General features: G+C 36.2%; 11 protein-coding genes. 1 reads left to right on the plus strand and 10 read right to left on the minus strand.

Features of this window, described 5'->3' with window-relative positions:
• Window positions 1-46: 46 nt before the first annotated feature.
• The 10 genes from LNP23_RS10085 to LNP23_RS10130 form a co-directional block, all read right to left on the minus strand.
• Window positions 47-598, minus strand: coding sequence for a K(+)-transporting ATPase subunit C (locus tag LNP23_RS10085; RefSeq protein ID WP_230004774.1), 552 nt, complete (start codon window positions 596-598; stop codon window positions 47-49).
• A gap of 123 nt (window positions 599-721) precedes the next feature.
• On the minus strand, window positions 722-2,779 hold the full coding sequence (kdpB, locus tag LNP23_RS10090) for a potassium-transporting ATPase subunit KdpB (protein WP_230004775.1): 2,058 nt from the start codon (window positions 2,777-2,779) through the stop codon (window positions 722-724).
• A gap of 216 nt (window positions 2,780-2,995) precedes the next feature.
• Window positions 2,996-4,717, minus strand: a complete 1,722-nt coding sequence (gene kdpA / locus LNP23_RS10095; protein WP_230004776.1) for a potassium-transporting ATPase subunit KdpA — start codon at window positions 4,715-4,717, stop codon at window positions 2,996-2,998.
• A 96-nt stretch (window positions 4,718-4,813) separates the two neighbouring features.
• Window positions 4,814-4,891: a K(+)-transporting ATPase subunit F gene (gene kdpF, locus LNP23_RS10100; RefSeq protein WP_210666910.1), complete on the minus strand. Its 78-nt coding sequence runs from the start codon at window positions 4,889-4,891 to the stop codon at window positions 4,814-4,816.
• 217 nt (window positions 4,892-5,108) lie between these two features.
• A complete protein-coding gene (locus LNP23_RS10105) occupies window positions 5,109-5,390 on the minus strand; it encodes a DUF7674 family protein (protein WP_230004777.1) in 282 nt (93 codons plus the stop codon).
• A gap of 237 nt (window positions 5,391-5,627) precedes the next feature.
• Window positions 5,628-6,968 carry a sigma-54-dependent transcriptional regulator gene (locus LNP23_RS10110; protein ID WP_230004778.1) on the minus strand — a complete coding sequence of 447 codons (1,341 nt, stop codon included), beginning with the start codon at window positions 6,966-6,968 and terminating at the stop codon, window positions 5,628-5,630.
• A gap of 130 nt (window positions 6,969-7,098) precedes the next feature.
• Entirely contained in the window at window positions 7,099-10,638 is a 3,540-nt protein-coding gene (locus LNP23_RS10115) for an ABC transporter permease/M1 family aminopeptidase (RefSeq protein WP_230004779.1), read from the minus strand.
• Between the two features lie 4 nt (window positions 10,639-10,642).
• Entirely contained in the window at window positions 10,643-11,527 is an 885-nt protein-coding gene (locus tag LNP23_RS10120) for an ABC transporter ATP-binding protein (protein ID WP_230004780.1), read from the minus strand.
• 111 nt (window positions 11,528-11,638) lie between these two features.
• Window positions 11,639-11,845, minus strand: a complete 207-nt coding sequence (locus LNP23_RS10125; RefSeq protein WP_047777845.1) for a helix-turn-helix domain-containing protein — start codon at window positions 11,843-11,845, stop codon at window positions 11,639-11,641.
• Window positions 11,846-11,847: 2 nt separating this feature from the next.
• Complete coding sequence (locus LNP23_RS10130) at window positions 11,848-12,363, minus strand: DUF2975 domain-containing protein (protein WP_230004781.1); 516 nt, start codon at window positions 12,361-12,363, stop codon at window positions 11,848-11,850.
• 185 nt (window positions 12,364-12,548) lie between these two features.
• On the opposite strand from LNP23_RS10130, the gene LNP23_RS10135 reads away from it, so the two are divergent.
• On the plus strand, window positions 12,549-13,559 hold the full coding sequence (locus LNP23_RS10135; RefSeq protein WP_230004782.1) for an LLM class flavin-dependent oxidoreductase: 1,011 nt from the start codon (window positions 12,549-12,551) through the stop codon (window positions 13,557-13,559).
• The last annotated feature ends 144 nt before the right edge of the window (window positions 13,560-13,703 follow it).

Genomic DNA, 13,703 nt, shown 5'->3' on the forward strand with positions numbered 1-13,703 from the left:
AAACCTGACAGATTTCCAAAACCTGTCAGGTTTAGAATTTGTTTTTTTATTTTAAAGCATCTAAAGCTACATTCAATTCCAGAACATTAACTGTTGAAGGTCCGACAACGGCCGTATTAATTTTAGATTCAACCAAGGCCTTTACTTTTTCTTCAGGCAATTTTCTTTCTTTGGCGATACGTTTTACCTGAATTAAAGCGCCTTGTGGAGAAATATTCGGATCCAGTCCGCTTCCGGATGCTGTAACCATATCAGCGGGAATTTCAGATTTTCTTAAGTACGGGTGTACAATCAAGAAAGTATCAATTCTTTTCTGAACCAAAGCCAAGTACTCTTTGTTATCGGCTGCTTTGTTGCTTCCGCCACTTCCTGCAGCATTATAATCTACAGCCGAAGGCCTTCCCCAGAAATAATTGGACTTATCGAATTTCTGACCTATTTTTTGGTAACCAACCACTTTTCCGTTAACCGAAATAGTTTCTCCTTTCCCTTGATTTGGAGCAAATTGAGCAATTCCGTAAACAGCCAAAGGATAGACAACGGCGAATAAAACCACTATTAAAAGAGTGAATTTTAGTATTGAGAATATATTTTTCATTTTGTTTTTTTATTTTTTAAGATTCTAAGAGACTAAGTGTCTAAACAGCTGAAATTTTTCGGGGGACATGCAGATTTGGGTTCTCAGTGACTTAGCAACTCAGAGTCTCAGAATCTTTTTTAGTTACATAAACAGCGCTACCAATAAATCAATTAATTTAATTCCGATAAAAGGGACAATCAGACCACCTAAACCATAAATCAACAAGTTTCTTTTTAGAATTGCACTTGCACCAATTGGTTTGTAATCAACACCCCTTAAAGCAAGCGGAATTAATATTGGAATAATAACCGCATTAAAAATCACCGCCGATAAAATGGCGCTTTCAGGACTGTGCAGTCGCATAATGTTTAAACCTTCAAGAGCAGGAATCGCTGTAATAAAAAGGGCAGGGACAATAGCAAAATATTTAGCAACGTCATTGGCGATAGAGAAGGTGGTAAGCGTTCCTCGAGTCATTAATAACTGTTTTCCGATTTCGATGATCTCAATTAATTTGGTTGGATCATTGTCCAGATCGACCATGTTTCCTGCTTCTTTGGCGGCTTGTGTTCCGCTGTTCATTGCCACACCAACATTAGCTTGAGCAAGTGCCGGTGCATCATTGGTACCGTCACCCATCATGGCAACAAGTTTGCCTTGATTTTGTTCGTTTTTAATGTAGTTCATTTTATCCTCCGGTTTCGCCTCAGCAATAAAATCATCTACACCGGCAGCTTCAGCAATAAATTTGGCTGTTAGAGGATTATCTCCCGTAACCATTACCGTTTTTACCCCCATTTTGCGTAAACGTTCGAAACGCTCTTTCATTCCTGTTTTAATGATATCCTGTAATTCGATAACCCCTTGGACCTGACTGTTCTTGATCACCACCAATGGAGTTCCTCCTTTAGAAGAAATAGCAATTACTCTTTGGTCAATATCTTCCGGGAAATTGTGACCTGCTTGAAGCGCAATATTTTTAGCAGCATCCTGAGCGCCTTTTCTAATATTAGTACCGTCTTTTAAGATTACTCCTGAGGTTCTGGTTTCGGCAGTAAATTTGATAGTTTGTGAAATGTTATCTGTAAGCAAAGAAATCTCCGATTGTATTTTGCCATTTACATCCAACGTTTTGCTAAGTTCAATAATACTTTTTCCTTCGGGAGTATCATCTGCAAGTGAACTCAATACAGCCGACTTAATAAAGTCTTCTGCAATAATGCCTTTTGCAGGATAAAAATTAGTTGCTTTTCGGTTTCCAATCGTAATCGTTCCGGTTTTATCCAAAAGTAAAACATCGATATCTCCGGCAGTTTCTACCGCTTTTCCTGATTTTGTAATGACGTTGGCACGCAAAGCTCTGTCCATTCCTGCAATTCCAATTGCCGAAAGTAATCCGCCGATGGTTGTTGGAATCAGACACACAAACAAGGCAATAAAAGCGGCAATTGTTATAGGAGCATTAGCATAATCAGCAAATGGTTTTAGCGTAACGCAAACAATCACAAAGATTAAAGTAAAGGCAGCCAATAAAATGGTTAAGGCAATTTCGTTTGGTGTCTTCTGACGGCTTGCTCCTTCAACCAAGGCAATCATTTTATCAAGGAAACTCTCTCCCGGTTCTGATGTTACGATTACTTTTATCTTATCGGATAATACTTTTGTTCCTCCGGTTACAGATGATTTATCACCACCGGCTTCGCGAATTACAGGGGCACTTTCTCCCGTGATGGCACTTTCGTCGATTGTAGCCAGACCTTCGATGATTTCACCATCAGTAGCAATTAAATCACCTGACTCACAAATGAAAACATCGCCTTTTTTTAATTCAGAAGAACTGATGTTCTTGATTTCACCATTTGGCAAAAGTTGTCTTGCAGGTGTTTCTTCGCGTGTTTTTCTTAAACTATCAGCTTGTGCTTTTCCTCTGGCTTCGGCGATGGCTTCCGCAAAATTGGCAAACAAAAGCGTAGCGAGTAAAATCAAAAACACTATAAAATTATAGATAAAACTGCCTTGATCCTGAGCGCCAAATAAGATGGCTGCACAAACAACAAACATGATCGCAGTCCCTATTTCTACGGTAAACATTACCGGATTTTTGAACATTGTTTTCGGGTTAAGCTTCACAAAAGACTGTATTAAAGCATCTTTTACCTGCTTATTTTCAAACAATGAATTGGATTTATTAGTTGTCATTTTAGTATATTATTTTGTTTGGCTAAACATTTTTTTTTTAACACATAGACACATAGATTCTTTATTTTGAGATTAAGATTAAGATTAAGATGTTTCAATTTATATCACAGCATATAGCTATGTAAAAAAAAGAATTTTCTTTAATACTCTGTTTTATGGTATTAATCTATGTTTCTATGTGTTAAAATAGATGGTTCAGCATTGAAAAACGAGTTGTTATTTTAAGGTGAAATATTCCGCTAAAGGACCAAGTGCCAACGCTGGAAAGAAAGATAAAGCGGCAATAATCGCAATTACAGCAAACACCATTACGCCAAAAATGGTAGTATCTGTTTTTAATGTTCCGGCACTTTCCGGGATGTATTTTTTATTGGCTAATAATCCTGCTATTGCCAATGGTCCTACAATTGGAATGAAACGACTTAACAACAAAACAATTCCCGTTGTAATATTCCAAAACGGATTGTTATCACCCAGTCCTTCAAAACCCGAACCGTTATTGGCTGCACTGGAAGTATATTCATATAACATTTCTGAAAATCCATGATGTCCAGGGTTGTTCAACCAGCCTGTAGCATTTCCGTCAAACCAGAATCCCATTGCCGTATCATTTGCAGCAAAATAAGAAGCTAAAGCAGTTCCTGATAAAATCAATAAAGGATGAAGAATAGCAATAAAAGCAGCGATTTTAACTTCACGAGCCTCAATTTTCTTTCCTAAAAATTCGGGTGTTCTACCCACCATTAATCCGGAAATAAATACTGCCAGTATAATGAAAATATAAAAGTTTAAGATCCCCACACCACAACCACCATAAAAGGCATTTACCATCATAGCAAGCAATTCCATTGCACCGGAAACCGGCATTGAACTATCGTGCATACTGTTTACAGAACCGGTGGAAATTACAGTAGTTGCAATACTCCAAAATCCTGAAATGGCAGGGCCGAACCGAACTTCTTTGCCTTCCATTGCTCCGGTTGTCTGAGCAATCCCCATTTTTTCGATGGCCGGATTTCCATTAATTTCACTTATAACAGTTGGAATTACCAGTAGTAAAAAACCAACGGTCATTACACCAAAAACAACCAAGGCAAATTTTCTTTTCTTTAGATAAAAACCTAAAGCAAAAATCATAGAAAACGGAATAATTAATTGCGCCCATAATTCTACAGCATTTGAAAAATAAGAAGGATTCTCTAACGGGTGTGCCGAGTTGGTTCCAAAGAAACCTCCACCGTTTGTACCAATATGTTTAATGGCAATAAAAGCAGCAGCCGGTCCACGGGAAACTTCAACCTGATCACCTTGTAAAGTAGTAATCGTATCTTTTCCTTCAAAAGTCATTGGTGTACCGCTAAACAATAACGCTACAGCTACGACTGCAGAAAGGGGTAATAAAACACGTGTACAGCTTTTGATGAAATAGTTATAGAAATTCCCCAGTTTATCGGTAGCTCTTTCTCTCATGGCATTAAAAATCATTGCTGCGGCAGCCATTCCGACACCGGCAGAAACAAATTGCAAGAACATTAGGAACATTTGAGACAAATAAGAAACCCCGGTTTCGCCTGAATAATGCTGTAAATTACAATTGACAACAAATGAAATAGCGGTATTAAAAGCTAAATCGGGTGACATCGACGGATTGTTGTCGGGATTTAAAAACAAAGAGCCCTGAAACAATAAGATAAAAAAGCAAAGAAAGAACCAAACCATGTTTACACTCAAAAGTGCTTTGAGATGTTGTTTCCAGTTCATTTCTTCAGTGGAATTGATGCCACTAATTTTAAAAATAAATTTTTCAATTGGATTGAAAATAGGATCAAGGAATGTTTTATCGTTTGAATATACTTTAGCAATATATCTCCCTATCGGAATTGCTAAAACTATCGTAACGATAAAAATACTGATGATGCCAACTAATTCTGTATTCATAATTTTTATTTTTTATGTGGAAGGTTGTCTGTAAAAAGAGAACTGTTTTTTGTCTGCAGATCACATTTCACAACCCTGATTTCACATTTTACTTTATTAAAATTTTTCGGGTTTGATTAAGACGTAAACCAAATAGGCGAAAACGGCGATGGAGACAATAAATAGTGCGATCATGATTTAGATTTTTTCGAAGAATTCGACTGATTTAAAACAAATAGCAAAGAGCAAAACGGCCAATGCGAGTAAAAGAATAGTTAGTAACATATCATATTGATTTAATTGTGAATTGTGAATTGTGAATTGTGAATTGTGAAATGTGAAATGTGATTTGTAAAATGAATTTGGGGAATCGTTTTACATTTCACATTTCACAGACTCCATAAACAGCTTTTTACACTCCCGAGGTATTAATTTGTTTGACATATTCCGCTTTAAGGGTTTGAGGAAAAAGATGTGAAATATTGCAGTGACGCACTTCCATAAAAGAAGAAACAGAGAAAACATACACATTTGAAATGGCGTTTTTAGTTTCGATACTTCCGGTAACAAACAGGCGCTCGGCAAGGGCTAAGCATTTTTTTGCACGGACAATATTACCGGAGATAATAGCCTTTTTGGTAATCTCAGCAAAACGCTCAGCTTGTTTGTAAATAGAATTGACTTGATTTTTCATTAGAAAGAATTTTAATGTTCTCTCCTCTTATACCAAAAGCTGTTCCGAAAAAGTAGTGGAGCAGCTAAAGGCTTGTCAATAAAAGTGTTGAGGTTCTGTGCCAGAAATCAGGCATAAAAAAAGCCTATCAAAATGATAAGCTTTTATTGAAATGATAAGGTAATTTGAAAGTTGAAAGTGAAATGTAATTTATAAAAAGTCAAAATTCCGAGTCTCACATCTCACAAATTCACATTGTTATTGAATCCCGTATTCTTCTAATTTTCGGTACAAAGTAGCGATTCCGATTTCGAGTAAACGAGCAGTTTCTGCTTTGTTGCCTTTGGTATAATTTAAAACTTTCTGGATGTGTAGTTTTTCGATACTCTGCATGGAGAAAGCCGACATGGTTTTAGAAGCTTTTTCAGGTTGATGCTGCATTTCATAAGGCAGGACATCAGCAGTTAAAAGGGTATCGCTTAAAATAACAGAACGTTCAATAATATTTTTGAGCTCCCGAATGTTTCCGGGCCAGGAATAACTTTCTAATTTCTGAAGAAAATCATCTGAAATTGCTAAAGTTTTCTTGTTTGTCTTTTCAGAAAATTGTTTGACAAATGAAAGCGTAAGTGCTGCAATATCTTTGACTCTTTCTCGTAAAGGAGGAAGCTTAATTTCGAAGATATTCAATCTGAAATACAAATCAGAACGAAAACGATGTGCATCGCTTTCGGTTTTCAAATCACGGTTTGTCGCTGCAATTAACCTGAAATTTGATTTTTTTGAAGTCGTATCACCAACCGGAATGTATTCGCTGGTTTCTAAAACGCGCAATAACTTAGCCTGTAATTCAATGGGCATTTCACCAATCTCATCCAAAAACAAAGTACCACCATTGGCTTCTTCAATAAAACCTTTTTTATCTTTTAAAGCTCCGGTAAAAGCACCCTGTTTATGACCAAAAAGCTCACTTTCTAAAATTTCCTTACTAAAAGTACTGCAGTTTAGCGCCACAAAAGATTTTCCTACACGGGTACTATTTTCGTGAATCGCCTGAGCAAAAACCTCTTTTCCAGTTCCCGTTTCACCGGTAAGCAAAACTGTCGAATCTGTTTTGGCAACTTTTTTAGCCAGATCAATAACCTGTTCGATGCCTTTTGATTTTCCTATAATAGTAGCAAAAGAATATTTATCGCCAATACGTTTCTCAAGTTGTTGCACCTTTTTTTGCAAATGCACTTTTTCGACCGCTTTATAGAGAAGCGGAATAATTTTGTCGTTGTCGTCACCTTTAACGATGTAATCAAAAGCGCCATTTTTCATGGCCTGAACACCGTCTGCAATGTTTCCGAATGCCGTCAATAAAATAACTTCAGTAAGCGGGAAGCTTCCTTTTATGTTTTGAAGAAAGTCAACCCCATTGCCGTCGGGTAATTTTACATCACATAAAACGACATCAATATCGGTTTGTTCCAGTTTTTTAAATCCCGATTTCAAATCTTTAGCTTCGAGAACTTCAAATCCTTCTGATTTTACAATACGGGCAAGCAGACTTCTAAGTTTTTCTTCGTCGTCTATGATTAAAATTTTATGTGTCATTTGAGAGTAGTGCTAAATCGAATCGATAATTTCGAAATACAAATTTAGGTTTTAAATCATTTGACTTTTGGATTCCTCCTACAATTTCGCAAAAAAAGCACGCTGAAAATAGACTCAGAGTGCTTTTGGCTTAATTGATTTCCTTTTGATTGTCCTTTATAAAAGTGTCGATGTTTTTCAGATAAGGATCAATAACAAGAAGTTGAGGTTTGCTTTTAAGTTTGATTTTACCTTTGATCACATTGTTTTGTATCAAAAAAGGGTAACTGAATAATTTTCCGTTTTCATCATAAATGCCAACGTCCATCAGAGCATCATTAGAAAGTAAGGTTTGTTTTCCGGTTGCATTTTCAGTATATTTCTTTGAATTTGCACGGAAAGCAACTTCATAAAATCCATCCTTTTTCTGGCTTTCAACACTTGTAATATTCGAAGAATAAGTGATGATTTGTTTGAACATTTCGTCTAATTTCGGATGAAGTTTTGGATCAGTTACAGCATAAATTTCATCCAATAAATTTTCAGAATCCGGAATCTGATTGGGGTAGCGGTAGTGATTTAAGAAATTCTTCAATGCCAGATTTACTTTTTTCTCACCAATTAACAATCTCAACTGATGCATAACCAACATTCCTTTGTCGTAAGGCAAATGGGGCGTTTCATAATTGGTTTTGTAAAGTGGTGTTTCAGGTTCATAACTTCGACTGCTCAAATACAAATCCAAATGAATTTTCAGTGTTTCTAAAGCTTTTTCTAAACCATGTTCCTTTTCGTAAAGCATTAATTCGGTGTATTGCGCCAAGGTTTCGGTCAAAATCCAGCTGCCTTCTTTTTGCTCCGGACTAATCTGGGCATTTCCCCACCATTCATGCGACAATTCATGAGCCGTTAATTGATTGATAACGTCTTCTTTGTCATGCTGCGAAAGATCACTGTAAAAACCAAAATTCTCTTTCATGAATACCGTTGAAGGATAGGAGGTTGCAGCAAAACCATTCGCAAAAGCAGAGACTTCTGCATATCGGATCGTTTTATAAGGATATTTTCCAAAGTTTTTTTGGCAGTAATCCAACGTGTTTTTTACATTTCTAAGGAGTTTGACTATATTTCGGGAATGCCTTTTGTCGTAATAAACTTCAATCAAGATTCCTTTATAATTTACTTTTTGAATTTGATACACTGCTGACGAAAAAGCAAATCGAAACGGAATTTTTCCATTTGATTTATAATGGAAATAATTGCGATCGTCTTTTTTCCACTTTGCAATCAAATCACCAACACCAATGGCTGTTTGGTCTTTTGAAGTAGAAACAGTTGTTTCATAGTCAATAAAATCAGAATCGATTTTCGATTTATCTTCTAACTTTTTAAGTGGAGTCTGAGGTTTCAAGTGTCTTTTTACACGTTCCTTTTTGCTGCTGATTTCATTAGAATTCTGATATCCAAAAACAGGATAATAACGACTGATCCTCATAAAAGAGCCATTTTCGATTATCGAATTAAAAGAAGTATGACCTTTAAACGGTGACCATGAAGATGCAAATGAAAAAGAAATTGTCATTTTCTGCCCCGATTGTAGCGGTTTCTTTAAAAGATACCAATAATGATTGAATTCAGAGATCTCTCCAATTGGTTTAGCGTTTGGAATTGTAACAGATTTCAATTTTGAATTCCGATCTAAATAAAGCAGCAAACTGTCAATCGGTTGTTTTGAATTATTGATTAACTGATACGTACCATTTACCTCGTATCTGTTCTCTTCCGGAAATAAGGCTACATCGCTTTTTACGGAAAAAATGGTCGGTTGTGGCTGATGCGAGAACTTTTTTAAGTTTAATTCATATCGTTCGCTCCAATTGTTTTGATCGTCCGCTGTAAGATAAGGATATTCGATATTGGTTTTATAAAAAAGATAAGTTCCAAAGCCCGTAAAAAGTAAAATTCCCAAAGAAAGGATACCTTTTTGAATACGAGTAAAGGAATGTCTTTGAAATGATTTTAGGAGGGTAGAATTTCGTTTCCATAAAATGCCAGTTACCACAATCATAATGAGGGCTAATCCAAGATTGTAAACCATCGAAACATGAAACGGAATGGTATATGTCCCGAAACCGTTCAGGTCAAAGTACGCTCTTTTAAAAGCATCTCCAAATCTAAATAAAGGATGTGAAATTCCTAATTGCTCACCAATTCCCGAACTAATTAATAGTGTTACAATTATCGCAATCGAAAGTCCTAAATATTTATTTGAAACAACAGTCTGAATAAAAAGAACTAAGACCGAAATCAATACAACAGGAAAGCCAAGAAAATAATACAAAGAGGCATAAAGACTAAATTCTATTGGTGCATTGGCATGAATGATTTGAAAGCCACAACCTATAAAAATACTCCAGGTGATTAGTATAAACGGAATTGTGAAAAGCGAGATTATTTTGGAGAGTAAAGCTATAGTTTGCTGGTAAGGTGTGGTGTTTTCAAGTATTTCGAAGCGTACCGTTTCGCCGCGGGTTACTAATTCGTTACTGTAAAAAAGCAGAATCAGAATTAAGATGAAAGGCAGTCGATCCATGATGGTGCTGACCATGAGAGCGGTATTGGTTATGTTTTGCGCCAAGCGAATACCGCCGTCAATTTCGTCTGACAGTTCAATTAAAAGCAATCCCGAAAATAAAAGTAAAACTAACAGAAATGGAATTCCTTTTAAAATCAAAGAAACATCCATTTTGATATAACTTTTAAGAACCAGTAAATTATGTTTTAAAGTGCGATACTCGATGTTTTTTGGAGTTTCATTTGAAAAAGTGAGGGTTTCGTTTTTTAATATTCTATTCGGTTTTACTTTTTTAGTTTTTGCTTTTCGAAAGGAAAAGAAGCGATAAGCAATAAACGACAATAGAATGGAGAAACTAGTCCAAAGGATTCGGTTGTACAACAGATTCCCCGACAAATCGATCAGGTTGTTGTTTTTTTGAATGGCTGTCCAATAACGCGTTTGTTCTAAAAAAGCAGCCAAACCAAAAGGATCTATTTTTGCGGCAAACGACATGGCAGCGGCTGATGAAGGAGAAGCATTGGCAAAAATAGGGGAGTTAGAAAACAAAGACCCTGCGATATATAAAATGTACACCATAAGGCCACCAACATAAACCAGTAGTTTGTTGCGGGTTAACCAAGCCAAAGAAGTTAGGAGTGAAAGGCACAAAAGGATGTTAGGAAGCACTAAAACCAAATACGGCCAACTATAATTTAAAATTGAAAAAGGCCCAATTTGCTCTTTTGGCAACCAAGGCATTTGATGACCGATTAACATCCCGACGACAAAAGTTCCAAACGAAACAACGGCAACTCCAAAAGCAACAATAAATTTACTTCCCAGATAATTGAATTTGGATACAGGAGTTGTAAAAAGGATCATATCGAATTTGGTTTCATATTCTTTAAGAAAGTGTTGCGCAACTTGTAATGTAATCGAAAATATAACGCTTAAAGAAAATAAACCAATGGCGTACGTGAGAACAAAAGGGCTGTTTTTATAAGCGCCTGAGAACGAGAAATTGGCAAAAGCACCGGTAAAAAAGCCCAAAACCAAATAAATTAAAAAGGTGGCATAAAAGCTTCGGCTTCGGGTATAAGTATGCCATTCGAAGGGTATTAATTGGGATAGCATAACGTTATTTTTTAAGTTGATTTTGAGATAAAAGAGTAAAGTAAACAGCACTCAAATCAGGGGATATTAAATTGAAACCGCTATTTGGCTGTTGCTCTGAAAAAACATGAATATGAAGTTTTCCGGAATTCAAATTCGAAGAAATGATATTGAAATTATCTTTGTATTCCTGTAATTCAGTTTTAGAGATGACTTTCATCCAGACTTTGCCTTTCAAGGAATCAATTTCTTTTTCAGGATTTCCTTCCAGAATTAAAGTTCCATTCGAGATAATAGCCATTTTGGTGCATAAATCGCGAACGTCTTCCACAATATGAGTAGATAAAATCACAATAATATTTTCGCCAATTTCGCTTAGCAAGTTGTTGAACCGATTTCGCTCCTCAGGATCCAGACCGGCTGTTGGCTCATCAACAATAATAATTTTCGGATCTCCAAGTAAAGCCTGAGTTATGCCAAACCTTTGACGCATTCCACCAGAGAAGGAGTGAACAGCTTGATCTTTGTATTGCAACAAATTGGTTTGCTGTAATAGATATAAAATCTGTTCGTGTCGTTCTTTTTTAGAAACAATTCCTTTTAAAATAGCCAGATGATCCAGCAATCGATAGGCTGAGATTTTAGGATAAACACCAAATTCCTGCGGCAAATACCCTAAATTTTCTCTTATAAACGAGGGATCCTCAAGAATATCGATACCATTAAAAAGTACCGTACCGGAGCTTGGTTCTTGCAAAGTGGCAATAGTTCGCATCAAGGTTGATTTTCCGGCTCCGTTTGGTCCTAATAAACCAAACATTCCGTTTTTAATTTCCAGCGTTACATCCGTTAGAGCTGCTGTGCCGTTCTCATACGTTTTGTTGAGGTTTTTGATTGATAAACTGTTCATTTTTTGATTGATTTAGATGATTGATTGTAATAATTTATCTCGAAAGAAATAGGCAATAGTATTCCTGTCGACTTCGGGGAGTCGATTTTTTAAATGGAGATTAAAAAAATGTTATTCGCTTATGTACTCTAAAATGTCACCAGGTTGGCATTCTAATATTTTACAAATAGATTCTAAAGTGTCAAATCTGATTCCTTTAGCCTTTCCGGTTTTAAGAATAGATAAATTGGCTGGAGTAATTCCTAATTTTTCAGCCAACTCTTTACTTTGCATCTTGCGTTTGGCAAGCATAACATCAACGTTTACAATTATTGGCATGATTATATAAATAAGTCTTGTTCGTTTTGAAGGCTTAATCCCTGTTTGAAAATGGCAGCTAAAAAATAGGCAAAAATGCCTAGCATAAAGTGCAATACGATAAAAATAGCAACTTCATTATCCAATGATACAAAAATAGAAGACAGAAGTATAACAATACCGGGAATGAAAAGATTTGCCAAGTAAAACTGTCTTAAATGTGTAATGCCATTTTGAGTGAATAATTTAGGTTGAAAAAACACCTTAAAGACATTACTGATTAATAAAAAGAAAAGCCCATAAAGACTCAATGGCGATAAAAATTCAAAAATGATATAAGGTGTGTTATAGTCACCCAGCATAAGCGGATGATTCGTAAAAGGATAACAAATTTGAAAATATTTACCACCTTCTCTGAAGTTTAGAAACCATCCGGTTGTTAATGCCAACGCAGAATAAGCCGCTAATGCGAAATAGAGAACAGCTAAAAAGCGGGTAATATAAAAGAGTATTTTTGAAACTAGGTGTGTGGTTTTCATTAGAGTTGAAGTTTGGTTTGTTATTGCAAATGTATAATTAATTATCGTAAAACAATAATTAATTATTAAAAAATCATTTAGTTGTTGCTTTGTGTTTGTTTGTGAAAAGATTATAATTCTATTAACATTAGAAAATAAACGGCTTCGCAGAAATGAAGTAATTTTGTAAAAAAGCAATTTATTACATGAAAAAACCAATTTCAGTCTCCATATTAGAACTCGCTATAATTACTCAGGATAGTAACGCTCCGGAAACATTTCAAAAAACAAAAGACATCGCGCAACTGGCTGATAGTTTAGGATATAAACGATTTTGGCTTGCTGAACACCACAATATGGCTCACGTAGCCAGTTCGGCAACTGTTGTTTTAATAGGGTATATAGCCAGTCAGACAAAGAACATCCGTGTCGGTTCGGGCGGAATCATGTTGCCGAATCATTCTCCTTTAATAGTAGCCGAACAATTCGGAACCTTAGAAACTCTTTATCCGGACAGAATTGATTTAGGTTTGGGAAGAGCACCGGGAACAGATCAGCCAACTGCCGAAGCGATTCGAAAAGATTTTTTTGAACAAGCGCAACGATTTCCGCAGAATGTAAGCAAGCTTCAGGATTATTTTTCTAAAGAAAATAGCACTGCAAAAGTGAGAGCATTTCCAGCCGAAGGTACAAATGTGCCCATCTGGATTTTAGGTTCAAGCATGGAAAGTGCTGCCCTTGCCGCTGCCTATGGATTACCATATGCGTTTGCAGGACATTTTGCACCACGTCAAATGATACAAGCTTTCGAATTCTATCGGGAGAATTTCCAAGCCTCTGCCGTTTTGGACAAGCCTAAAACAATGGCCTGCGTAAATATCATTGCAGCCGACACTGATGAAGAAGCTGAATTACTGTCAACCAGTTTGTATCAAATGTTTTTAAACCTGATTCGCAACGACCGTAAAGGGTTACAGCCACCAGTTCCGTCTTTAGACGATATCATGAGTGAGGAAGAACGTTTCCACGTCAATCAGATGACCGCCTGTACATTTGCCGGAAGCCCAAAACAACTAGCAGTTGATTTAAAAAAGTTCATAGACTATTCAAGAGTTGATGAACTTATGGTGACAAGTCCTATATATAATCATCAAGCTAAATTAAAAAGCATCCAGCTTACAAAAGAGGTTATAGATTCCCTAAATCAGATACTATAATATATAGGTGTAATCATATCCTTAATTATACGCCCTCAACCCGACAGGTTTTTAAAACCTGTCGGGTTTGTTGTTTAAAGGTCCCAATATTAAAAAGCATCCAGCATACAAAAGAAGTTATAGGTTCCGTAAATCAGATACTAT

The organism is Flavobacterium cupriresistens (assembly GCF_020911925.1).
Lineage (GTDB): Bacteria > Bacteroidota > Bacteroidia > Flavobacteriales > Flavobacteriaceae > Flavobacterium > Flavobacterium cupriresistens.